16 protein-coding genes are annotated in these 24,457 nt (G+C 62.2%); 5 read left to right on the top strand and 11 right to left on the bottom strand.

Annotated features, from left to right (window positions below):
• Positions 1–4 precede the first annotated feature (4 nt).
• The 6 genes from BUE21_RS11030 to BUE21_RS11055 all read right to left on the bottom strand — a co-directional run bounded on the left by BUE21_RS11030 (position 5) and on the right by BUE21_RS11055 (position 10,517).
• Positions 5–2,935, bottom strand: a complete 2,931-nt coding sequence (locus BUE21_RS11030) for a site-specific DNA-methyltransferase (RefSeq protein WP_073356723.1) — start codon at positions 2,933–2,935, stop codon at positions 5–7.
• A gap of 1 nt (position 2,936) precedes the next feature.
• The gene (locus BUE21_RS11035; RefSeq protein ID WP_143164505.1) at positions 2,937–6,044 is read right to left on the bottom strand and encodes a BPTD_3080 family restriction endonuclease; all 3,108 of its coding nucleotides are present in this window, start codon (positions 6,042–6,044) and stop codon (positions 2,937–2,939) included.
• 146 nt (positions 6,045–6,190) lie between these two features.
• Positions 6,191–7,237 (bottom strand): Fic family protein, encoded by a 1,047-nt coding sequence (locus BUE21_RS11045; protein ID WP_073356725.1) that lies wholly within the window; start codon positions 7,235–7,237, stop codon positions 6,191–6,193.
• A gap of 348 nt (positions 7,238–7,585) precedes the next feature.
• Positions 7,586–8,797, bottom strand: coding sequence for a tyrosine-type recombinase/integrase (locus BUE21_RS11050; protein WP_073356726.1), 1,212 nt, complete (start codon positions 8,795–8,797; stop codon positions 7,586–7,588).
• A 365-nt stretch (positions 8,798–9,162) separates the two neighbouring features.
• Positions 9,163–9,405: a hypothetical protein gene (locus BUE21_RS14545; protein ID WP_143164506.1), complete on the bottom strand. Its 243-nt coding sequence runs from the start codon at positions 9,403–9,405 to the stop codon at positions 9,163–9,165.
• Between the two features lie 62 nt (positions 9,406–9,467).
• A complete protein-coding gene (locus BUE21_RS11055) occupies positions 9,468–10,517 on the bottom strand; it encodes an AraC family transcriptional regulator (RefSeq protein WP_073356737.1) in 1,050 nt (349 codons plus the stop codon).
• 120 nt (positions 10,518–10,637) lie between these two features.
• Between BUE21_RS11055 and BUE21_RS11060 the strand changes: the two genes are divergently transcribed.
• The 5 genes from BUE21_RS11060 to BUE21_RS11080 all read left to right on the top strand — a co-directional run bounded on the left by BUE21_RS11060 (position 10,638) and on the right by BUE21_RS11080 (position 16,630).
• Positions 10,638–11,402 (top strand): SDR family NAD(P)-dependent oxidoreductase, encoded by a 765-nt coding sequence (locus BUE21_RS11060; RefSeq protein WP_073356738.1) that lies wholly within the window; start codon positions 10,638–10,640, stop codon positions 11,400–11,402.
• 112 nt (positions 11,403–11,514) lie between these two features.
• Positions 11,515–12,708 carry an acetyl-CoA C-acyltransferase gene (locus BUE21_RS11065; protein ID WP_073356739.1) on the top strand — a complete coding sequence of 398 codons (1,194 nt, stop codon included), beginning with the start codon at positions 11,515–11,517 and terminating at the stop codon, positions 12,706–12,708.
• A gap of 111 nt (positions 12,709–12,819) precedes the next feature.
• Entirely contained in the window at positions 12,820–13,956 is a 1,137-nt protein-coding gene (locus tag BUE21_RS11070) for an acyl-CoA dehydrogenase (RefSeq protein WP_073356727.1), read from the top strand.
• Positions 13,957–14,093: 137 nt separating this feature from the next.
• Positions 14,094–15,392: an acetyl-CoA hydrolase/transferase family protein gene (locus tag BUE21_RS11075; protein ID WP_073356728.1), complete on the top strand. Its 1,299-nt coding sequence runs from the start codon at positions 14,094–14,096 to the stop codon at positions 15,390–15,392.
• A 260-nt stretch (positions 15,393–15,652) separates the two neighbouring features.
• On the top strand, positions 15,653–16,630 hold the full coding sequence (locus tag BUE21_RS11080) for a 2-hydroxyacid dehydrogenase (RefSeq protein ID WP_073356729.1): 978 nt from the start codon (positions 15,653–15,655) through the stop codon (positions 16,628–16,630).
• Positions 16,631–16,664: 34 nt separating this feature from the next.
• Here BUE21_RS11080 and BUE21_RS11085 read toward each other — a convergent pair whose 3' ends face one another.
• The 5 genes from BUE21_RS11085 to BUE21_RS11105 form a co-directional block, all read right to left on the bottom strand.
• On the bottom strand, positions 16,665–17,543 hold the full coding sequence (locus BUE21_RS11085; protein WP_073356730.1) for a class I SAM-dependent methyltransferase: 879 nt from the start codon (positions 17,541–17,543) through the stop codon (positions 16,665–16,667).
• Positions 17,544–17,562: 19 nt separating this feature from the next.
• Positions 17,563–19,719: a replication restart helicase PriA gene (gene priA / locus BUE21_RS11090; RefSeq protein WP_073356731.1), complete on the bottom strand. Its 2,157-nt coding sequence runs from the start codon at positions 19,717–19,719 to the stop codon at positions 17,563–17,565.
• A 429-nt stretch (positions 19,720–20,148) separates the two neighbouring features.
• Positions 20,149–21,174, bottom strand: coding sequence for a class 1 fructose-bisphosphatase (locus BUE21_RS11095; RefSeq protein ID WP_073356732.1), 1,026 nt, complete (start codon positions 21,172–21,174; stop codon positions 20,149–20,151).
• 60 nt (positions 21,175–21,234) lie between these two features.
• Positions 21,235–23,955 carry an aminopeptidase N gene (gene pepN / locus BUE21_RS11100; protein ID WP_073356733.1) on the bottom strand — a complete coding sequence of 907 codons (2,721 nt, stop codon included), beginning with the start codon at positions 23,953–23,955 and terminating at the stop codon, positions 21,235–21,237.
• A gap of 140 nt (positions 23,956–24,095) precedes the next feature.
• A partial coding sequence (locus BUE21_RS11105) for an RNA-guided endonuclease InsQ/TnpB family protein (RefSeq protein WP_143164507.1) occupies positions 24,096–24,457 on the bottom strand: 362 nt, incomplete at its 5' end.

A 24,457-nucleotide genomic window follows, 5' to 3' on the forward strand; every position in this document is an offset into this window, starting at 1 on the left:
GCCTTCAGCTCACCTTGAATACTTTCATCACCTCATCGCCCAGATGATTGATGACCTTCACCGCAAACCGCCCGGTGCTGGGCTTCGGGAACGGGCGCGAGGTGTCGGAGTTGAGCGTTGCCCAAGCGTCGGGGTCGATTTCAGCTTTGAGGGTAGTCTTCAGAGCCTTGTACGGGTCGTTCGCACCGAGGAAGTAGGCATGGCGGACGAAGAAGGATTCCTCGTTGTAGTCGGTGTCCAGGAACCAGCAGGCAATGCCGTCCGCGCCGTCGCTGCGGACTTCGCCAGTGCTGGGATGAAACACGTCCACGCCGTTGATCTTGACCACCAGTTGTCCGTCGGCGGGTACGTCGATAATGTCGCGCTTGCCGTCGTATCGGCGGATGCTGCGGCCTTGTGTGTCCAGCACGTCCACATCAGGCTCGCCGAAGATCACGAACAGGTTGCCCTTGCCTGTGTTCTTCAGGTCTTCGGCCATGTGCAGATCGGCGTTCATGCGCGCCTTGAGCACGTTTATGCGGCCCAGCTTGCTGAATTCGGTGGCCGGCGCGTCATAATTGAAGGCACAAGCGATGAGCACATCGAAGTTGGCGTCGCCGACTTCGCGGGCAGCATCGACCAGGTCAGCGCGGGTGACGGTACCGAATTCCGGGCCGACCAGGATACCGGCACGCTTTACCTGCCCGTTTTCCAGATAGCGGCCTTCGGCGCAGATCAAGTCGCCAGGCCACGGCTCCAATGAGGTGAATTCGATCTTGTCAGCCTTGTGCGCCTGCTGCACGCCTGCGGTGCGCAGATTGGCCAGGATCAGGCTGGCGAAGTCCTGGCCGTACTCTGCTTGGGTCTCGGCCACGTGGTCGATCAGGTTGTCTTCCTCGTCCACGCCCAGCACGCGATGCGGCGACAGCGATTCCACAGTGAAGGGGCCGGCCACGCGCACGCGCTTCTTGTCCTCATACGGTTTGTCGTAGAGGTACTCGAACTCGGCCTTGGCAGCGATGGAGGCGTCGATTTCCTTTTGGCGGGCGATGCGTTGCTGCCACCAATCGGCATGCAGCTTCTTGGCTTCGTCGCTCCACTTTGCATCGGCTTCGCGCGGGATTTCCCATTCCTGCCACTGCTTGCCAAGTGTCTTGTTCAGCGCTTCGCGCAACGGTTCCAGCACAGTCTGGAACTTGTCCCAGATAACGTCGATTTCGGCGTTGTTGGCGATGGTTTCCAACATAATGTGCGGCACGCGCTCGTAGATGAAACCTTGCCGGATGTCGCCGTAAGCGGGCCGGTTGGAAGGCGCACTGCGGGAGATCTCGGCTTCCTTCAACTGGCCTTCGCAGGAATCGGCCAGCAGGTAGTATGAATAACGCGCGCCCATGATGCGGGCGCGGGCCAGAGCGAGCGATACACGCGAGGTGTCGATCGTGATCCAGCGGCGCCCCCACTGTTCCGCGACGTAAGCGGTGGTGCCGGAGCCGCAGGTGGGGTCGAGCACGAGATCGCCTGGATCTGTTGCCATCAGCAGACAACGCTCGATTACTTTGGTGTTTGTTTGGACTACATAGACCTTGTCGTCAGTAAAGCTCCCAGAGCCAGTGTCAGTCCAAACGTTTCCGTGAACGCCGACCGCGAAGTCCGTATGAAACCGGACATACTGGATCGAGTTTTCAGCGACATGGATGCGACCTGCCTTTGCAAGGCGATCCATGCCGATTGGATACGACGCTTTCCAATGCGAGTTCTTGCTCCACGAATCGTAGGTCTTGCCGCGAAACGTGAAGGGCTGAGGTTCTTTCGCCCGGCCTTGCGAAATGATGTTGTCTGGTTTGTATGGCAGCGCATTTTTCGGAACGGTGGCTTCGCCACGCTTCTCCGCCGCAGATACGCCGCGATAGGTAAAGTCCTCAAACAAGAGCCATCTGGCGTTGCCTTCACCAAGCTCGAACGCTTTCGGGAACATCGGTGAGCGTGCCTTGCCCCTCGACTTGTCCTTTGCGAACCAGAGAACGTAGTCTGCGATATTGCCGATGTAGTTGGTCTTGAAGCCGGTTGTGGTCTGAACCGAGATCTGGCTGATGAAGTTCGTCGCGCCAAAAACCTCCTCCATCACCGCTCGCACCCGATGCACGTTCTCATCCCCGATCTGCACAAAGATCGAGCCGGATTCCGTCAACAAATCCCGCGCCACCGTCAGCCGGTCGCGCAGATAGGTAAGGTAGGAATGTATGCCATCGCGCCACGTATCCCGAAAAGCCTTCACCTGCTCCGGCTCACGGGTGATGTGCTCCGCGTTGCCGTCCTTCACGTCGCGGCTGGTGGTTGACCACTGGAAGTTGCTGTTGAATTTGATGCCGTAGGGCGGATCGAAATAGATGCACTGCACCTTGCCGCGCAGCCCCTCGCGCTCGGCCAGGCTGGCCATCACCTGCAGGCTGTCGCCCAGGATGAAGCGGTTCTGCCAGTGGCCTTCGTGCTGGTAGAACTCGGTGCGGTCTGCGCCCTCGGGCAGGCCATTGAAGTCCCCGAACAGGTCCAGCATGTCCTGTTGCGGCGCAGCGGCTTCGCGGCGTTCTTCGGTCTGGCGGCGCAGATCGTCGATCAGCGCCTTGGGTTTGACCTTTTCCTGGATGTAGAGTGGCGGCGCATTGACGACCAGATCGGACCAATCCTGCTGGTCCTTGCCGCGCCAGATGAGCTGTGGGTCGAGGTCGCGGTTCAGCCGCTGCTGGAATTCCGTGGATGCCTTGCCCGCGTCGTGCAGGGCGCACAGTTCTTCCAGCCATTGTCGGTTGGCGCGCGGGTAGGCCACCTTCACCGGGTCCTGCTCGTGCTGCTGCATCACCGACTGGTGTTCCACGGTCGGGATGTTCTTGCGTTTGGCCTCGGTATGCGTGATCTGTTCGATACTCTTGCCGGGCATCTGTGTTTTCTTCGTTGCCATCTCAGTGTTCCTTGTTTCCCGGCGCGGGCACAGCCGATTCAATCATTTGGTTGAACTTTGCTTCGACCTCTTTGGCAAAGTCTTCCTGCATTTCGTACACATCGCCGAACTCGGCAAAGGCCCAGCGGCCGTGCGTGCCGAGGTGGTTCACGCCGGGAATCCAGTAGGTGTCCATGGTGGACTTCTTCTCCTTCGCGTCCTCGCGCCGGTAGCCCTTGATCTCGACGATCAGGTTCAGCGGGTCGTTCTTGCCGTGACCATCGTCCACTTGCACGATGAAGTCCGGAATGTAGATGCGGTTGGCCGAGCCGAAGCGGTAGGGCACTTCCAGCCCGAGGTTGTGGTTCTTGGTGTAGGCCAGCACCTTGGGGTGGGACTCGGCGACGCGGCAGAATTCACTCTCCCAGCCACTGTCCAGGATGACCCAATTGACGTGGTTCTTCGGCTGGTTGTCCACGCCAAGGGTTTCCCAGCGTTCTTCGCGCGAGGTGTTGAAGCGCACATGCGCGGTGCTGCCAGTTGCGTTGAAGGGGTCGAGGATGGCCTTGACCTGCCGGCCCTTTTCCAGCTCCTTCGCGGTGATGCCCTTGGTAATGCGTTGGCAGGCCATGTCCGCCAGCTCGCGGTACATCAATTGCGCCGGATAGGTTCCGCCCTTGCATTCCAGGCATTCATCCAGCCACTGGCGCACGATGCGTTTGATCTGGCCAAACAAGGCAATTGGCGCATCCTGGCCTTGATCGCGCCAATGCCCGAACAACAAGTGCTTGGTCAGCTCCATCAGCAGGGTGGACTGGCGCACGTCTCCCAGATGCTTGATGTCCAGTTCCACCGCTTCACCGATGATGCCGGCGTTGTGGGTCTTGGTCGCACCGACCATATCAGGCGTCAGACTGAGGTGGTGATCGTCGTTGAATTCGGCTTCGAGTTGTTCTTCTGGCAGCTCGACGCGATAGCCCTGCACGCGCGGGAACCGGATTTCCAGATGGTCGCGTTCCGGACGCAGTGCTTTGACTGTGACGGTTTCACGGGGCTTAGGCGGCGTGACAACGACAGGCTTGGCCGTGAAGTCGAAGGGAATGCCGAATACGTCGGCATACTCTACGTCGAAGAGGCCTTGCTCGTTCAATTCATAGGACTGACGACGCAGGGCACGGCCGATCACCTGTTCGCACAGCAGTTGAGTGCCGAACGCGCGCACACCGAGAATGTGGGTAACGGTATTGGCATCCCAACCTTCCGTGAGCATGGACACCGACACCACACAGCGGATTTGCTCTCCCAAACGGCCATGTTTGCCAACGGTGTTCATCACCTCACGCAGTAATTCGCTGTCACTCAGGTTCTCAGCCTGGCGGCGATCGCCGGTGCGCTCGATGATCTCACGCTTGAAGCGTTCGATTTCGTCCGCAGCCATGCCTCGGAAGTTATCGTCCAGCGCCTCGCCGGATTCGAGTTGCTCGCTGTCGATCAGCAAGGTTTTCGGACGCGCCAACGGGTTGCCGTGCTCGTCGAAGTTGCGGAACAGTTGCAGACGCCCCTCCACGGGCGTGACGGAGCCATCTTCATTCGTGCGCTCGAAGCCGGAGATGTAATCAAACACCAGCTTGGAAGTTGCAGTGTTGTTGCACACCACGATGAAACATGGCGGAACATTGATGCCTGCCTGCTTCCACGCCTCGTAGGTTTTGAGATAGTGGCCGTACAAGGCTTCCAGCGCGGTCTGTAATTCCACCGGGATAGCCAGCGGATCGAGCTGGGCGTTCTTGCCCCGCCCCTTCTTCGGCATCTTTTTGCCGATGTGCTTCCAGAGCTCGCGGTAGATGGGCATTTCCGCGCCAGGGATGTTGTCGGCCACCGGCACGCGCGGCAATTTGACGATGCCGCATTCGATGGCGTCCATCAGCGAGAAGTCGCTCATCGTCCAGGGAAACAGCGTACCTTCCACGTAGCCAGAACCGGCTAGGAAGAACGGCGTGGCCGACAGGTCGATCACCTGTTGCAAGCCCAGTTTGCGGTTGACGGCCTCCAAACCGGAAATCCACAGGCGCGCGGCTTCGTTCTCGTCCTTGACGTGTTCCTTAGCCGCCTTGAGGTCATCACCGGTCAGGGGGTTACCCTTGTCGTCGATGAAGTCGTCGTCGGAAGCGGGCTTCTCTCGATAGCAATGATGCGCCTCGTCGTTGATGGCGAGGATGTTCTTCAGTGCCATCAATTCCGGCATGACTCGCTGGAGCATCTGGCCCTCAGTTTCCAGCGTGTCCAGCTCGCTGCCGGTACGGCCTTGCAGCAAGCGACGGCCTCCCTTGGACAACTCCATGCGCTCGCGCAATTTGAAGGCGTGGTAGTTGGTGATGACGATCTTGGCCTTGTCCAAATCCGCCAACATGTCGCGAGGCACGATCTCGCGGCTGGCGTAGTAGCTGTCCGCATCGTTGGGCAGCAGCACACGCAAACGATCCTTGATGGTCAGGCCTGGAGCGACCAGCAGGAAGCCTCTGGTGAATTTCTTGCTCTGCGGATGACGCACGGCATTGACCGTCTGCCAAGCGATGAGCATGGCCATAACCGTGGTCTTGCCAGCACCGGTGGCCAGCTTCAGCGCCAGGCGCATCAGGCCGGGGTTGGCATCGTTGCTGACTTTCTTCAGGTGATCGAGAAAGCGTTCCCCACTTTTGCCGAGCTGCGGGACGACCTCGGTCAGCCAGATCGCGGTTTCGGCCGCTTCTACCTGGCAGAAGAAGGGGCGCACCCCAGCGAACTTGTGGTTGCGCCAGTGCTCCAGCAGACGGGCCGTTTCGGGGGTGACACGCCACTGCGTCGGCGGCAAGCGACGCCACGCATCGACCTCGCGCCGCACCGAATTGATCAGTTCAGAGTGGCGGTAACGCTGCCCGTCGTCGGCCAGGTTCTCGACTTCATCCAGCGCCAGAGTAGCCTGCTCGCCGCGGTGCCGGCGGGGCTTTGGAATCGGACTGATGAAGCTGGACGCTCGGCGTGACTCGACGATTTGCTGCGTAGGTTGTCCGCTGTCGTCCAGCTCCCAGTGCCGCGACGGGTAGCCGTAAGGCGAATTGAGGATTGGCTGGTTGAAAAACTGGTCACTCACTTCTTTGTCCCCTGATTTTTGGGCTGTTTCGGGGCCGGTCGAAGCACAAGGCTCCGATCTGCAGCCGTGCCCCTGGCCGAATGACTTGCTTGAGGTCATCACCCAATAAGCGGCTGATGTTGTCAATCAGTTCCATCGTGCTCCCCTTACGCTCGCCTGATCCATTTCGCACCTCGCCCCTTGCCAGTCGATTCGATCAACCCCTCTGATTTCATCGCCCGCAGCACTAGTCGAACCATGTCCCGGCTCACGCCCGGGCAAGCTTCTTCGATCTCGGAAATCGAAAACGGCAGAGTGCGCCCCAGGACTTCCGCACGCACTCGATCGCCTTTACTTCCACGGCCACGCTCGATGGTGCCGACACGCTCCTCGAACTCACGGTAGGCCCGCAGCAAGGCACTCCAGAAGTAGTCGAGCCAGGGCTTAACGTCGTGCTGCCCCTGGTGCCATCCCTGCGAGCTGGCTTCCAGTGTCTCGTAATAGCCTTCCTTGGTGTCCTCGAAGATGCGTTCCAAGCTGATGTAGCGGCCCACGGCATAGTCGAAGTGATAGAGCAACAGCAAGGTCAGCAAGCGGGACATGCGGCCGTTGCCGTCGGGAAACGGGTGGATGCACAGGAAGTCGAGCATCGCCAGCGGTGCCAACACCAGAGGGTCGGCCAGATGCTGGTCCAGAGCGGTGGCGTAGCGCCCGGCCAGATCAGCCATGGCCATCGGCGTGAGATGCGCAGCCACCGGCTGGAAGCGCAGGCGTGAAGTGCCGTCTGGGTGACGCTCGATGATGTCGTTGTTCGTAGCCTTCCAGCGCCCGCCCGCCTGCGGCATGTAGCGGTACAGCAGGGTATGTAATTGCAGCACAACACCCTCGCTGAAGGGCATGTGCGCGGCGGACTCGTGGATCAGTGCCAGAGCATCACGGTAGCCGGCGATCTCCTGTTCGGAGCGGCTCTTTGGCGTTGCGTTGCGGATGACCAGAGACTTCAACCGCGAGGGTGCGACGACAACACCTTCCAGCCGGTTGGATGACTCGGTGGACTCCACCACCGCGATCTGGCGCAGGCCCTTGAGGGCTTCGGGCGACTGCGCGGCGTAGAGTTGCTGCTTGCCCTGGTACTCGCCCAGTGTGCGCAACGTGGCGGCCTGGGTGCCATCGAAGCGAAGCGCGGCAAGGTACTCGGGTGTGAGCGAGTGCATGGAAATGTAAGCCTGGGCTGTGTAAATGGGGTAATTATAGCTATTAAATGGGGCATTGTCTCTAAAAATACCTCATTACTGGTGTTTGATTACCCCATTTCCTGAGCATTGGACCGGTCGTGAGGGGCTGGCATAGGCGACCAGGAAAGAAATGAGCGACATGAATCTCAAAAAAGGGGCAATTAAATCAAAATTACCCCATTCAATCCATTGTTTACCCCATTTCTAGCGCCCAGCCTTGGGCAAAGGCAAATGGCAAGGGAACGGCACTCAAGGGACAACGGCCCTATCAAGAAAAGGAAAAGGCCGCCCTGTCCATTGGTTCTGCAACACCCAGCCAACTATTCCCTATCCCGTTCCGCTTCCCTCCGCAGCACTCAGATAATCCGCCCAGTCCTGCAACAGCGTCCTCCTCTGATCCAGCAGCAACGCCTTGTTGTACGTGGCCCGCACCTTGTTGCTTTCCACGTGAGCAAGCTGCCGCTCAATTGCATCAGGCCGGTATCCGTTCTCATTGGCCCAGGTCGAAAAGGTCGTCCGCCAGCAATGCGGCGTCGTGCCCCGGCCCAGGTTCATGTCGCGCATGGCATAGGTCAGCCGGTTTGGTGTGGTGAAACCCTTGCCGCTCCGGTGTGGGAACAAATAGCGCCCGCCACTCGTGATGCGCTGCAAGTCTTTCAGCACCGCTATGGCCTGCGTAGACAACGGGCTGACATGGTCACGCCGCGCTTTCATCTTCGCCGCTGGCCGACGCCACAGTGCATCCTCAAAGTCGAACTCCTCCCACTCGGCATCCGCCGCTTCCCCTGGACGGCAGGCGGTCAGCGCAATCAGCCGCAGGCACAACGAAGTTTCCGGATAGCCCCGGTAGCCGCGCAACTCCTGATAGAACTTCTGGATTTGCTCTCGCGTCATCGCCGCCTTGCTCTCGCTGAACGGCACGCGTAGCAGCCCGCGCAGGCTGGGAATTGGATTTGCCTCGACCAGACCCCGCACCACCGCGAATTCGAAGATGGCTGAAAGATCGCCTTTGACATGGATGGCCGCCCACGCGCCGTGGGCCTTGCACTCCTCCAGCAACGGACGAATCTGTTTGACCCCAATATCGCTCATCGGCATCCCATCGAACTTGGGCGACAGGTACTTCCTGATACGGGACTCTTTGGTGCGGTAGGAACTGAGCGCAAAAACAGGCTTGATCTCGGCCAGGTACGCCTGCGCTACCTTGGCGAACGAGCTTTCACGAGCGCGCTTGCGTTCCTCCAGCGCCTCCAGGTTGCGCTGCTTGACCTGCTGCCGCTCATGCGCAGGGTGGATGCCTTGCTTGACCAAGGCACGCGCTTTCTCTCGAACCGCGCGCGCCTCCGCAAGACTTACTTGAGGAAAGCCGCCAATGGCAAAGAGGTTCTCCTTGCCTTGCAGGCGGTACTTCCACCGCCAGAGCTTGCCGCCGGTGGGCTTGACCAGCAGGAACAAGCCCCCGCCGTCTGAAAGTTTCCAATCTCGATCAGTCGGTTTGGCCGACCTGACCTTGGCGTCGGTGAGTAGATTCTCGGGCATCGTTGGACTTCACTGCGGGGAAAAGTACCCCCACGGTTGAACACGAGTACCCCCAACGCTACCCCCGAATTTTTCAGATCTCGATGAACAATAGGAACGCTCAGCAGACCGTATTGTTTGGCGAGCCCTTGATTTCAAAAGGCCTACCCAATCCACCAAGCGCTACCGAACGCTCCTGAGTTCCTAAAAATTCGTCAGACACGAAATCATGCGTTCATAACCTTATGCACGAGAAGGGTAGCCTTCACCCGATTGCCCTGAACTACAGGGCAGGCGATATGGGCCTGCCAATGAGTTATGCGGAATGATCCGTGTGGAATGCCCAGATGTAGCCTCCCGATACAAGGCGCGCAGGCTCGGGCGAATTAATCAGCGTCTCCTATATCAAATTCGAGTGTCTTGTAACGTCCGCGTCCTACTCGGAATGGATGGCTCGATACCTCTGCCTGGTGTGCTGACAGAACGTCGTCGTGGCGAGCGGGGAGGTTTGGATTCAATAGTAAAAAGAATAGAAAAATCAGCACAAGAAATGTCAGGCCAATTTTTAACAACTGGCGAATTTTTTCGGTTGCTGAAGCGGTGAGTAATATTTCTGTCGGTGATTTCATGGGGTACATTATTTGGATGAGTGGTTGCCGATAAGCGTGATCGCAATCCCTAAATCTCAAACTTATACCAACCGCTGGTGCCCGGAAACTTTGCCCCGGTAATCCCCTGGACAGGCACCTGTCCATTTGCGAAAGGCCCGGTAGAACGCGCTGGTTTCGGCAAAGCCGCTCTGGCTGGCCACGTCGGCGATGCTCAGGCGGGGGTCGGCCAGCAGTGAGATGGCCATGTCCTTGCGCAGGTCGGCGATGATCTGGCGGTAGGACTGGCCTTCGGCTTCCAGTCGGCGGCGCAGAGTCGCTTCCGACAGGTGGAACTGCCGTGCCAGTGCCGCCATGTCCGGCCAGTTCGCCGGGCTGCTTTTGCGCAGTCGCCTGCGGATGCGTGCGGTCAGGCCGTCGCTGTTGCGGTACTTGACCAGGAAGTTGGCCGGGGCCTCGCGCAGAAAGGCTTTCATGCGCGCCTCGTTTTGGAGGTTCGGCATGTCCAGATAGCGGCTGGCAAACCGGATGCCGCAGACGGCTTGGTCGAAGTGCAGTTCCGGCGAGAACAGCACGCGCCATTCGGCACTGAAATCCGGTTCGGCGCAGCGGAAGTCGGCGCGTTCCAGTGGAATGCGCCGCCCCACCAGCCAGCAGGCGAGGCCGTGCAGCATCATCAGCCAGGTGCCGTAGGCAAATGCGCGTTTCGGGCTGGCTGCATGGGGGCTGTCGTGCAGCACGATGCGGGCGGTGCTGCCCTCGCGCACCAGTTCGCCATGCAGATCGTCCAGCACCACGCGCATAAAGCGGATGGCGCGCAGCAGGGCGCGCTCCAGTGTGGGGCTGTGAATCAGGGCGTGGCACATCAGCGTGAAACTGCCCACTTTCATGCGGTGGCTGTCCATGCCGAAGAATTCATCGTCAATGGCCTGGGCAATGCCATGCCACAGGGCACCGTAGTGCTGGGACGTGACCCGCGCATGGGGCTGGTGCAGCAGGGCAGGGGCAATGCCAGCGCGGTGCAGCAGTGCGTCGGCATCCAGCCCGCGTGCGTGAATGCACGCCAGTGCCTCGCGCACGAAGGCAATGGCAATGGTGCCTTTTTCGGTTTGCTGGAGTGAGCGGTGGTTCATGGTTTTCTGGAGGCACTGGCCGATTCGGGCAGCCAGCTTGAGCGTTTGGGGCATGGCCTTGATGACGATGCAGGTCTATATTCTTTCATATACCAAAACTGACACACAGGAGACATGTTCATGCAGATCGAAGACAAGGTGTTCGTGGTAACAGGTGGTGGCTCTGGCCTGGGTGCGGCCACGGCGCGTGCGCTGGTGCAGCGCGGGGGCAAGGTGCTGCTGGCCGATGTGAACGAGGCCGCTGGCACAGCCGTGGCCGCTGAACTGGGCAGCCAGGCCCGTTTTGTGCCCACCGATGTCACGCAGGACGACAGTGCCCGTGCGGCTTTTGCCGCAGCGGCAGAACTGGGCGAGTTGCGCGGTCTGGTCAATTGTGCGGGCGTGGCCCCGGCCGAGAAGGTGGTCGGGCGCAATGGGGCGCACAGCCTGGACGGCTTTGCCCGTACCATCCAGATCAATCTGGTGGGCAGTTTCAATATGTTGCGCCTGGCCGCCGAAGCCATTGCCCTGCAGGACGCGCTGGAAGACGGCGAGCGCGGCATCATCATCAATACGGCTTCGGTGGCGGCCTTCGATGGCCAGATCGGGCAGGCGGGCTATGCGGCATCCAAGGGCGGCATTGTCGCCTTGACCCTGCCGGTGGCGCGTGAACTGGCGCGCAGTGGCATCCGCGTCATGGTGATTGCCCCCGGCATCATGGAAACGCCCATGCTGATGGGCATGCCGCAGGAGGTGCAGGACGCGCTGGGCCAGATGGTGCCCTTCCCCTCGCGCCTGGGCAAGCCTGCCGAGTACGCCGCACTGGTGGAGCACATCATCGGCAACCGCTACCTCAATGGCGAGGTGATCCGCCTGGATGGCTCCATCCGCATGGCGGCCAAGTAACGCTCAACCTTCTCTCACTCTTTCCGTTTTTTCTGCCAGTCCGTTCCCGGCCATGCCTGCCGGGGCGGTGGACTGCGCCTGTTTTTTTCCTGTTCTGACTGGAGATTTTTTCATGTCTGCTGATCCTGTGGTGATTGTTTCTGCCGTGCGTACCCCGATGGGGGTGTTTCAGGGAGCGTTTTCCAGCCTGACGGCGGCCAATCTGGGCGCGCTGGCGATTCGGGCGGCCATCGAACGCACTGGCCTACCCGCCGAATCCGTCGAGGAAGTGCTGATGGGCTGTGTGTTGCAGGCCGGGCAGGGACAGGCTCCGGCACGGCAGGCGGCCTTGCAGGCGGGGCTGCCGCTGTCGGCGGGGTGTACCACGGTGCACAAGGTTTGCGGCTCGGCCATGAAGACCATCATGCTGGCGCACGATGGACTGGTCGCCGGTTCGCATGCGGTCAGCGTGGCGGGCGGCATGGAGTCGATGACGAACGCACCCTATCTGCTGCCCAAGGTGCGTGCTGGCCTGCGGCTGGGGCATTCCCAGGTGATCGACCACATGTTCATGGACGGGCTGGAAGATGCCTACGCCCCCGAAACCCGAGGCCGTCTGATGGGCACATTCGCCGAAGATTGCGCCAGCAGCTATGGCTTCACCCGCCAGCAGCAGGACGAGTTTGCGATTCTCTCCACCACACGCGGACAGGCCGCCAACAACGAGGGCCGCTTCGACTGGGAGATCACCCCCGTCACGGTGGCGGGGCGCAAGGGTGAGGTGGTGGTGAGCAAGGACGAAGGCCCGTTTGCCGTGAACATCGACAAGATTGCCACGCTGCGCCCCGCCTTCCGCAAGGATGGTACGGTGACGGCGGCCAATTCGTCGTCCATTTCCGATGGGGCGGCCGCGCTGGTGCTGATGCGCGCCTCCCAGGCAGAAAAAATGGGCGTGCAGCCGCTGGCACGCATCGTCGGCCACGCCAACCATGCCGACTTGCCCGCGCTGTTCCCCACGGCTCCGGTGGGCGCGGTGCAGAAACTGCTCGCCAAGGTGGGCTGGAGCACCGACAGCGTGGACTTGTACGAACTCAATGAAGCCTTTGCCGTCGTGCCGATGGCCGCTGCGCGCGATCTGGCCATTCCAGTGGAAAAAATCAACATCCACGGCGGGGCATGTGCGCTGGGACATCCGATTGGTGCATCGGGCGCGCGCATCGTGGTCACGCTGCTGGGAGCCTTGCGCCAGCACGGCCTCAAGCGCGGTGTGGCCAGCCTTTGCATCGGCGGCGGCGAGGCCACGGCACTGGCCGTGGAACTGCTTTGAACCGCTAGGAAGGCCTGCAAAACCCTTGCGGTAAACCCGCGCCCAGTGGCGGGATGCGGGCGGCGCAATGGGTTTTGCAGACCTTCCGTAATACATCAGGAGAGACTCATCATGATCTTGACGCAAGAGCATCAAATGGTGCGCGATTCCATCCGCGCATTCGTACAGGAGCAGATCGCACCCCATGCCGCCGACTGGGATCGGCACCACACCTTCCCCGCCCAAGCCCTGCGCGGTCTGGGTGAGCTTGGCGCACTGGGCATGGTCGTGCCCGAGGAATGGGGCGGGGCAGGGCTGGACTACCTCTCGCTGGTGCTGGCCCTGGAAGAAATTGCCGCCGGGGATGGGGCCACCTCCACCATCGTCAGCGTGCAGAACTCGCTGCCCTGCGGCATCATCCACCGCTATGGCACGCCAGAGCAGAAGGAGCACTGGCTCCCATCGCTGGCACGCGGCGAAAAGCTGGGCTGCTTCTGCCTGACCGAGCCGCATACCGGCTCCGATGCCGCTGCCATCCGCACCCGTGCCGAGCGCGATGGCGATCATTTTGTGCTCAACGGGGTCAAGCAATTCATTACCACCGGCAAGTACGCGGCCGTGGCGATTGTCTTTGCTGTTACCGACAAGGCAGCGGGCAAGAAAGGCATCTCCTGCTTTCTCGTGCCCACCGACACCCCCGGTTATGTGGTGGCGCGGCTGGAAGAAAAAATGGGCCAGCACGCTTCCGATACCGCAGAAATCCGCTTCGAGAACTGCCGCGTGCCCGCCTCTTGCCTGATCGGGGCCGAGGGTGAAGGCTACAAGATCGCTTTGGCCAACCTGGAGGCCGGGCGCATCGGCATTGCCGCGCAATCGGTGGGCATGGCACGCGCGGCCTACGAAGCCGCCGTGCGCTATGCCAAGGAGCGCGTCACCTTTGGTGTGCCCATCATCGAGCACCAGGCCGTCTCGTTCCGGCTGGCGGACATGGCCACGCAACTCGATGCCGCACGGCTGATGGTCTGGCGTGCCGCCACCCTCAAGGATGCCGGGCTGCCCTGCCTGAAGGAAGCTTCGATGGCCAAGATGTTCGCGTCGGAAGTGGCCGAGAAAGTCTGCTCCGATGCCATCCAGATTCATGGCGGCTACGGCTATGTGCGCGATTTTCCGGTCGAACGCTACTACCGCGACGTGCGCATCTCGCAAATCTACGAAGGCGCGAACGACATCCAGCGGCTGGTGATTGGCCGCGCCATTGCCGCAGAGTAAGTGGCTGTTTCTGGCTCCAGACCACGCCTTGTCCTGCTGTCGAGCAGGGGAAAAACCGGGTGGTCGGGTGGCCTGTCTTTCACCACAATGATGGGTTGTTTATTGCAAACCATCCATAAAAACAAGGAGACAAAATCATGAACGCATTCCATAGCCAGTACGCCAGCAAGTGCCGCTCTGCCAGCGATGCCATCCGCGCTGTGCGCAACGGTGACACCATCGTGGTGCCCACCGCCGTAGGGGAGCCTCCTGCGCTGCTGACTGCATTGTCCGAGGCGCGGCGCGATTTTCAGGGCGTGCAGGTCTCGCAGATTCTGCCGGTGCGCAAGTATGGCTACATCGACCCGGACACGCTGGAACATGTGCGCCATACCGCCTACTTCTTCAGCGGTGCGACCCGCCCCGGTGGACACGAGGGCTGGATCGACTACCGCCCCGCCTACTTTTCGGAAATCCCGCAAATGATGCGCCGGGGCCATATGCCCACGGACGTGGTGTTCAGCATTGCGTCGCCCATGGATGAGCACGGCTATTTTTCACTCTCGCTGGCCCCCGACTACACGATGGCCGCCATCGAGAAAGCCCGCGCCGTGGTGCTGGAAGTCAATCCGAATGTACCGTTTGCGAATGGCAACTGCCTGGTGCATATTTCGCAGGTCACGGCTCTGTGCGAAAGCAGTGATGCCATCACCGAAGTGGGCCTGCCCGCCATCGGCCCGGTGCAGAAGGCCATCGGCGGCTATGTGGCCGAGATGATCCCCGATGGCGCGACCCTGCAAATCGGCTATGGCGGCATTCCCGATGCCGTGGTCATGCAGCTGGTGGACAAGCAGGATCTGGGTATTCACACCGAGATGGTGGGCGACGGCATTCTCTCGCTGGTGGAGGCGGGTGTGGTCACCGGCCAGCGCAAGAACTGCCACCGGGGCAAGATCATGGCCACCTTCGCGCTGGGATCGAAAAAACTCTACGACTACATCCACCGCAACCCGGCAGTGGAAATGCACCCGGTGGACACCACCAACGACCCATTCCTCGCCGGAGCCAACGACAAGCTCCATGCCATCAACGCCACCATGCAGATCGACTTCATCGGCCAGTGCGGTTCCGAAAGCCTGGGGCACCGGCCCTATTCCGGCACTGGTGGGCAGGCGGACTTTGTGCGTGCCGCCAACCGCTCCGAAGGGGGCAAGGCATTCATCGTGCTGCCCTCCACCGCGAAGAACGACACCATCTCGCGCATCGTGCCCACGCTCACCCCCGGCACCCATGTCACCACCGGCAAGAACGACGTGGATTATGTCGTCACCGAATACGGCGTGGCGCAGTTGCGCGGCAAGACCGCCAAACAGCGATGCGAAGCCCTGATTGCCATTGCCCACCCGGACTTCCGGGGCGAACTGCGGGCCGAAGCCGTGAAACTGAAACTGCTGTAACCTAGGGAAGGTATGCAAAACTCTTGCGGTAAGCCCGCGCCCGCCAATGGGATGCAGCGCAAGGCGGCTTTTGTGGTCAATAGCGGGGCTATTGACCACAAAAGCCAACGCGGCGATGCGCCCAGTGGCGGGATGCGGGCGGCGCAACGGGTTTTGCATACCTTCCCTCGCGGGCGGAATACGGGCGCAGGTGGCCTGTTGCAGGTCTTGCCGGGGGCTGGTAGTGTGTGCGCCATCGACTTTTCCAGCCCTTCTGACCGATGCCCACTTCATCCCGTCCCCGTATCCTTGTCGCCACTTCGGTGTTCCCGTCCGTGCTGGAGCGTTTGCGCCAGCATTTTGAAGTGGATGCGGAACATCCGCACTATCCGCTGAGTCCGGCCACCTTCCGGCAGTTGCTGGCCGACAAGGATGGATCCTTGCTCTCCGGCTCCCAGGCCATCCATGCGGAGGTGCTGGCGCAGGCTCCCCGGCTGAAGATTGCCGCCAATATGTCGGTGGGCTTCAACAACTTCGATCTGCCGGCCATGCGGGCAGCCGGTGTGGTCGGCACGAACGCGCCCGGAGTGCTCACCGAAACCACGGCCGATTTCGGCTTTGCCCTGCTGCTGGCCACCGCCCGGCGCATCACCGAAGCCGAACACTATCTGCGTGCCGGGCGTTGGAAGGAATGGCGTTACGACACCCTGCTGGGGCAGGATGTGCATGGCACGACGCTGGGCATCATCGGCATGGGGCGCATCGGGCAGGCGATTGCCCGCCGGGGAGTGCTGGGCTTTGGCATGAAGCTCATCTACCACAACCGCAGCCGCCTCGATGCTGCCACCGAAGCGGGCTTGCAGGCACAGTACGCCCCCACCAAGGAAGACGTATTGCGCCATGCCGACCATGTGGTGCTGGTACTGCCCTATACGCCAGCGGCCCACCACCTGATTGGTGCAGAGCAAATCGCGCTGATGAAACCCACCGCCACGCTGGTGAACATCGCACGCGGGGGCATCGTGGACGATGTGGCACTGGCCGAGGCCCTGCGGCAAAGGCGCATTGCCGCAGCCGGGCTGGACGTGTTCGAGAATGAACCAGCCATTGCCGCACCGCTGCTGGAGCTGGACAACGTGGTGCTGACCCCGCATGTGGCCAGTGCCACCGCTTCCACCCGGCTGGCCATGGCGAATCTGGCGGTGGACAACCTGGTGGCTTTCTTCACAGAAGGCAAGGCTCTCACGCCCGTGACCTGAAGCGCGGGATGCGGGGCCGCAGTGCAGCGGCGGTTCAGTTCAGCGGGAAACGGTGTGCCAGTGCCTGCTCCAGTCCCATTTCGGTGAGGATGGCTTGCAGGCGTTGGGCGGCACTGTGTTTTTTCTGGCCGGTTTGGCGTGCGACGATGAGTTCGTTTTTCATGCTGTGCTCCCAGCCGATCAGCTCGGTGACGGTGACTTGGTAGCCCTGCGATTCCAGATACAGGCAGCGCAGCACGTTGGTGAGGTGACTGCCCAGTTCGCGGGTGTGCAGCGGGTGTCGCCACAGTTCGGACAGTGGGGTGCGCGAGAGGTTCAGAGCCTTGCTGGCACGCAGGCAGGCGGCCACTTCGGCCTGGCAGCAGGGCACGAGCACCATGGCAGCGGCATGTTTTTGCAGGCCGAAGGCAATCGCATCGTCGGTGGCGGTGTCGCAGGCGTGCAGCGCGGTGACGATGTCCACGCCATCGGGCACGGTATCGTGCTGGCCGGATTCGGCCACAGCCAGCGCGAGAAATTCCATGTTGTCGAAGCCGAAGCGGGTGGCTAGCGCACGCGACTGTTCCACGAGTTTGGCGCGAAACTCCACGCCGATGACGCGCCCACGCCCCAGCGGGCGCAGCACCATGTCGGCCAGCATGAAGCCCAGGTAGGATTTGCCCGCGCCGTGATCGACCAGCACGGGTGCGCGGTCATTGCGGGCGGCTTCGGCAATCAGCGGTTCGATGAAGCGGATCAGGTGCAGCACCTGCTTGAGCTTGCGGCGCGAGTCCTGGTTCAGGCTGCCTTCGCGGGTGAGGATGTGCAGGGCCTGGAGCAGTTCGACCGACAGATCGGGCGGCAGTCCCAGCTCTTGCAGGGCGGTGGCGGGGCTGGGTGTGGCACGGGTGCGGCGGCGCGGGGTAGGGGTCATGGGCTTGTGTTTGGGAGGGTCAGATGGCGAGAGGGTCCACGTCCACCAGCCAGCGGATCAGGCCGTGTTCGCGCTGGCGGCTGGCGTGCAGCAGGGGTTGCAGGGCGCGCAGGAATTGTTGCAGCGCGGCACGGGAGTGGCTTTCCAGCAGCATCTGCGCGCGCTCGACGTTGGCCACGCGCTGGATTGCCAGCGGCACGGGTGGGTAAAGGGTGACGTGCGCGGCCCCCGGCAACGGTTGCTCATGTACCTGTTGCACCACGGTTTGCAGGAAGGTCTGCGCGCCTTCCTGGGTGCGTGCATCGGCGCGCAGCAGGGCCTGGTGGCAGAAGGGGGGCAGGTCGGCCTGCTGGCGTTCCAGCAGTTGTTGCGTGGCAAATGCGGTGAAGTCGTGCCGGTGCAGCGCGCGGTACAGCGGGTGCTCGGGTTCGTGGGTTTGCAGCCAGAGTTCGGGCGGGCTGGGCTGTTCCTGCGCGAAGGCGGCATCGCGTCCGGCGCGTCCGGCGGCCTGCATGAGCAGCGCGAACAGGCGTTCGGGGGCGCGGAAGTCGGCAGCGTACAGCGCGCCATCGGGCTGGATGACGGCCACCAGCCCGATGCGGCGAAAGTCGTGCCCTTTGGCGATCATTTGCGTGCCGACGATGACATCGACCTCGCCCGCGTGGATGCGCGCCAGTTGCGTTTCCAGCGCGCCCTTGTGGCGGGTGGAGTCGGCATCCATGCGCAAGACCACGGGCGGTCTGCCGTGGGGCAGGCTCAGGCGGGCGAGTTCGTCCTGCACGGCCTGCTGCACCTGTTCCGTGCCCCGGCCTATGGGGGCGAGGTCGGGGCTGTGGCAGTCGGGGCAGTGACGTGGCGCGGGGGTGGCAAAGCCGCAGTGGTGGCAGCGCAGACTGCGGTCGCTCAGGTGCAGCACCTGGTGGGCGGAGCAGTGCGGGCAGTCGCTTTTCCAGCCGCAGTTCTGGCACTGGAGCACGGGTGCGTAGCCGCGCCGGTTGATGAGCACCATGCACTGCTCGCCCTGTTGCAGGCGTTGGCCGATGGCTTGCACGACCACGGGTGCGAGGATGGGGTTGCGCGGCTGCTGGCGCATATCGACGATGCGCAGTTGCGCGAGTGTGCCTTCGCCCACGCGCACCGGCATGGACAGCCGCCGGTAGTGGCCACCGGCATCCTCTGGCCCCAGTGTGCCGGGCGGGCGGCTGTTGTGCCAGCTCTCCAGCGAGGGCGTGGCCGAGGCGAGGATGACGCTGGCCTCTTCCTGCCGACCGCGCCAGACGGCCAGATCGCGCGCATGGTAGCGCGCGCCTTCCTGCTGCTTGTAGCTGCTGTCGTGTTCTTCATCGACCACCAGCAGGCGCAGGTGCGGGATGCTGGCGAAGATGGCCATGCGCGTGCCCAGTACCAGCCGCGCGCGCCCCTGGTGGATGGCCAGCCAGTGCGCCAGCCGCTGGGCCGGGGTGAGGCCGCTGTGCAGGCTGGCGACGCAGTCCGCGCCCAGCAGCGGGGCGAAGCGTGCTTGCAGTGTGGCTTGCAGTTGCGGGGTGAGGTTGATTTCGGGCACCAGCACCAGCACCTGCGCTTGTTCGTCGTGTTGCAGCACCTGCTGGGCGCACTGCATGAAGACTTCGGTCTTGCCGCTGCCGGTGGCCCCGTGCAGCACGAAGCAGCCCTGCTCGCTGGACTCGACGATCTGCGCCACGGCCTGCTGCTGCTGGGGCATCAGTGCGAGGGCAGGGCTGTTGTGGCCATCAGCGGTTGGGGGCACGGGGGCAGGCTGTGCCCGAAGGCGACGCAGGCGGCGGTCGATCTGTTCCTGACTGAGGCTGCGCAGTGTGGGCGGCAGTGCCGCTAGGGCCACTTCGCCCAGACTGCGCTGGTAGTAGCGGGCGGCAAATTCCACCAGCCGCAGCCAGTGCGTGCCCAGCGGGGCAATGCCCTTCAACACACTGTGCAGCGGGCGCAGGGTCACGGTTTTGTCGCCATCGGGCAAGGGGGGCGGCGTGCTGTCCCAGACGATGCCCAGCACTTCCTTCTGGCCCAGCGGCACGCGCACCAGTGTTCCGGCGGGCAGGGCTTCGCCCCAGGTGTAGCTGAGCAAATGCCCGATGCCGCTGTGAAACGGTGCATCGACTGCCACGGCCAGCAGCACATGGGAAGGGGTGGGGGCAGTCATGGCAACGTGGGCAGAAAGTCATCCACAGGGTCTGTGGATAAGATTGTGGGAAACCACGGGAAAAGACCTTCAAGTGATTGATGCGGCAGTCTTCGCAACAGAGTGCCGCTTCGGCAGGCAGGGCGGCAGGGTTTCAAACGACGGTCATTGCGGCTCAAGGTCCACGGTGGTTCGGAATGTTGGGAGGGGGCTGCCAAGGTGGCCATTTCAAATGCTCTTGACCCCCCGCCCGCTACGTCATGCCGGACCTGATCCGGCATCCAGTCGCAACGCAAGCCATTGGCAAGCAAGGTGTTTTTGCAAGCGTCGTCACTGGATGCCGGATCAAGTCCGGCATGACGGCGTTGGGTGCTTGGAGTCTTCGCCGCAATGACGGTATGGGGTAAGTTCACGAATGATGCTGTGAACGCAGCCAGCACTGTGGCTGCATCAACGGGATTCGGTTGGTGTGGCTTCCAGGTGGTAGCGGGTGACGCGCTCGACTTCGTTTCTGGAACCCAGCACCACGCTGACGCGCTCGTGCAGCGACTGTGGCTGTACGTCCAGAATGCGCTGGCGGCCATTGGTGGCTGCGCCACCGGCCTGCTCGATCAGCCAGCTCATGGGGTTGGCTTCGTAGAGCAGGCGCAGCTTGCCGGGCTTGTTCGGCTCGCGCTGGTCCCACGGGTACATGAAGATGCCGCCGCGTGTGATGATGCGGTGCACATCAGCCACCATGCTGGCAATCCAGCGCATGTTGAAGTTCTTGCCGCGTGGCCCTTGCGCGCCTTGCAGGCATTCGTCGATGTAGCGTTTCACCGGCTCGTCCCAGTGGCGGTAGTTGCTCATGTTGATGGCGAATTCCTTGGTGTCTTCGGGAATCTGCACGTTTTCCTGGGTGAGCACGAAGGAGCCTTGTTCGCGGTCGAGCGTGAACATGGCCACGCCATTGCCCAGCGTGAGCACCAGGGTGGTCTGTGGGCCATAGACGCAGTAGCCTGCGGCCACCTGCCGGGAGCCGGGTTGCAGGAAGTCGTCGGCGGTGACTTCGGCGTGGTCGTGGTTCTTTTGCAGCACGCTGAAGATGGTGCCGATGGAGACGTTCACATCGATGTTGGACGAGCCATCCAGAGGGTCGAACACCAGCAGGTATTCACCCTGTGGATAACGCTTGGGAACCGTGTAGATGTCTTCCATTTCCTCGCTGGCCATCGCGGCCAGATGGCCGCCCCACTCGTTGGCCTCGATCAGTACGTCGTTGGCGATGATGTCGAGTTTTTTCTGGACTTCGCCCTGCACGTTTTCACTGCCCGCACTGCCCAGCACGCCGCCCAGCGCGCCTTTGTTCACGGCGTGGCTGATGCCTTTGCAGGCGCGTGCGACGACTTCCAGCAGCAGACGCAACTGGTCGGGAATGTGCTGGTACTGGCGTTGCTGTTCGATGAGGTAGCGGGTGAGGGAGATGGGTTTCGTCATGGTGTGGCTCGTAAAACAAGGTGGGGAAAGGGTAAGGGTTTTGCAGACCTTCCCAAGGGTTCAGGTGCGGCTTTTTTCGATGATTTCGCGCACGTCCTTGCTGAGGTTTTTCTGGCTGGCCACCCGTTGCAGCGCGGCATTGGCGTGGCTGCGGTATGGCTCGGCCAGTTTGCGCCAGGCATCGAGGGAACGCGCCAGCCGCGCGGCCACCTGGGCGTTGAGGCCGTTGAGGGCGATGACCTGATCGGCCCAGAACTGGTAGCCCGCGCCGTCGGCACGGTGGAAGGCGGCGGGATTGGCATTGCACAGCGTGAAGATCAGGCTGCGGGCGCGATTGGGGTTCTTCAGCGTGAAGTCGGGGTGCTGCATGAGCTGCTGCACGGCGGGGAGGATGTCGCCCTGCCGGTCGGGGACGCTGGCTTGCAGGCTGAACCACTTGTCCAGCACCAGGGCTTCGTTATGGAACTGCTGGTGAAAACGCGCCAGTGCCGCTTCGGCCAGCGGCTGGTGCGTGTGCACCAGGGCCAGCAGGGCGTTGAAGCGGTCGGTCATGTTGTTGGCATCCTTGCTCTGCTGGTAGGCCTTGCCCGGCCAGATGCCCTCGCCCGTGTGGCTGGCGTGCAGGCACAGCATGAACAGGGCCTTGCCCGCCAGCGCGCGCCGCCCGCTGGAGTGGGCATCGGGGCGGTACGCGCCGGTGTCGTGGTGCTGTTCCCAGAGGGTGCGCCAGTCGTCGTGCAGGGCCTGGGCTAGTTGCTGTTGCAGGCTCTGGCGCACGGCGTGGATGCGCTGGGGATCGACGGTGTCGAGCTGCTCGGCCAGGTAATTCTCGCTGGGCAGGGTCAGCACCAGGTCTTTGAAGGCGGCATCGAGTTGCGGCTCGCGCAGAATCTGGCGCAGTGCGGCCACCAGGCGTTCGGGCAGGCGGGCGGGGGCATCGGTGGCCTCGGTATGGGGCTGGCGGATGGCTTCCAGCATGACGCGCTGTGCCCATTGCTGCCCGGCTTCCCAGCGGTTGAACGGGTCGCTGTCGTGTTGCAGCAGGGTTTCCAGTGCATCGTCGTCCAGCGACTGGTGCAGTACCACCGGCGCGCTGAAGCTGCGCAGCAGCGAGGGCACGGGCGGCTGGGGAATGCGGCCAAAGGTGATGCGCTGCTCGCTCTGGTGCAGCACCAGCGTATGTTCGTGGCCGCAGTCCTGCTCGCCATCGTCGGTTTGCAGCCACAGCGGCACGGGCTGGCCGTCGGCCTGCAACAGCCCCAGTTTGACGGGGATGACGGCCGCCTGCCTGTCGGGCTGGCCGGGGGGGGCGGTCAGGCTTTGCGTCAGGTGCAGGGTGTAGGTTTGCTGCTCGCTGTCGTAGTGGCCGCTGGCGTGGACGTGCGGGGTGCCAGCCTGGCTGTACCAGCGTTTGAATGGCTCCAGATGCTGGGCCAGCGGGCTGTCCGGGTTGGCATCGGCAATGGCCTGGGCGAAGTCGTCGCAGGTGACTGCTTGGCCATCGTGCCGCTCGAAGTAGAGCTTCATGCCGCGCTGGAACCCGGCCTCACCGACCAGCGTGTGCATCATGCGCACCACTTCCGCGCCTTTTTCGTAGATGGTGACGGTGTAGAAGTTGTTGATTTCCTGGTAGGCATCGGGGCGTACCGGGTGAGCCTGCGGGCCGGCATCCTCGGCGAACTGCACGGTGCGCAGCAGGCGCACGTCTTCGATGCGCTTGACGGCGCGGGCACTGGCACTGCCGGCCATGTCCATGCTGAATTCCTGGTCGCGGAACACCGTCAGCCCTTCCTTGAGCGAGAGCTGGAACCAGTCGCGGCAGGTGATGCGGTTGCCCGTCCAGTTGTGGAAGTATTCGTGGCCAACGACGCTTTCGACGTTGGCAAAGTCCACGTCGGTGGCGGTGGCCTGGCTGGCCAGCACGAACTTGGTGTTGAAGATGTTCAGCCCCTTGTTCTCCATCGCGCCCATGTTGAAGTCGCTGGTGGCGACGATCATGAAGCGGTCCAGATCCAGTGGCAGGCCAAAGCGCGTTTCGTCCCAGACGATGCTGGCGATCAGCGACTGCATGGCGTGTTCGGTTTTTTCCAGGTCGCCGGGGCGCACATACACTTGCAGCAGATGCTCCTTGCCGTTGCGCGCACGGATGGCCTGCTCGCGCGCCACCAGCGTGCCTGCGACCAGCGCGAACAGGTAGCTGGGCTTGCGGAACGGGTCGTGCCAGCGGGCAAAGTGGCGGCCATCGTCCAGGTCGCCTTGCTCGACGAGGTTGCCGTTGGACAGCAGCACCGGATAGGCCGCCTTGCTGGCGCGCAGCGTGACGCTGTAGATGCTCATCACATCCGGGCGATCCAGGAAGTAGGTGATGCGGCGAAAGCCCTCGGCCTCACACTGGGTGAAGAACGTGCCCTGGCTGACGAACAGGCCCGAGAGCAGGGTGTTCTTCTCGGGCTGGCAGGTGGTGAAGATTTCCAGCTCGACGGCTTCGTCGCCCTCGGGCAACTGGCTCAGCACCAGTTGCTGGCCCTCCAGCTTGAAGGACGCGCCCTGGCCATTGACCAGCACCCGCGCCAGATTCAGGCTGTCGCCATCCAGCCGCAGTGGCTGGACGGGCACATCGGGGTTGCGGCGCAGGCGCATCTTGTTGAGCACGCGGGTCTTGGCTGGGTCGAGATCGAACGTGAGATCGACCGTATCGATCCACCAGGCGGGCGGTGCGTAGTCCTGACGGCGCACTTCAGGGGGACTGATGGCATCGGCAGTGGTTGGGATATTGGGCATAAAAGGTAATTCTTCTGGAATGAAAAGGCATGGCCGGGAGCGGCAGCTCCGGCACGGTCGGCGGCGGCATGGCCTTGGACGGGCCGCAGGGTGTGCGGCCAAACCTTTGGATGGTACTGGATATTGACATCCTCCCCTGCCTAAAGGCAGGGGATTCCTCCTGCGAGACGGCAATGTCCTGCCGCGAGAATGTTGCGTGCTGCGTTCACGTCGCGCTCGTGTGCCGCCCCGCAGTCGCTGCACGTCCATTCTCTTATTCCAAGACCTGCGATACCTTTGGGCCTCTGCGGCGGCAGACTGCCGCACGCAGAACAGGTCTGGGTTGAATACGCTTCGTTCACTTCCTCAAAAACCACTCCGGCCTGATGGCACTTGTATTCCAAAGCGGTTTTCAATGACGACCAGCCCGCGTCCAGCGTGGACTTGGCCATCCCGGTTTTGACCAGCTTCGCGCTGGCCACGTCGCCCACGAAGATGGCGGCGTTGTTCTTTACAAGCTCGG

Source organism: Lampropedia hyalina DSM 16112 (assembly GCF_900129055.1).
In the GTDB taxonomy this organism is placed as follows: Bacteria; Pseudomonadota; Gammaproteobacteria; order Burkholderiales; family Burkholderiaceae_C; genus Lampropedia; species Lampropedia hyalina.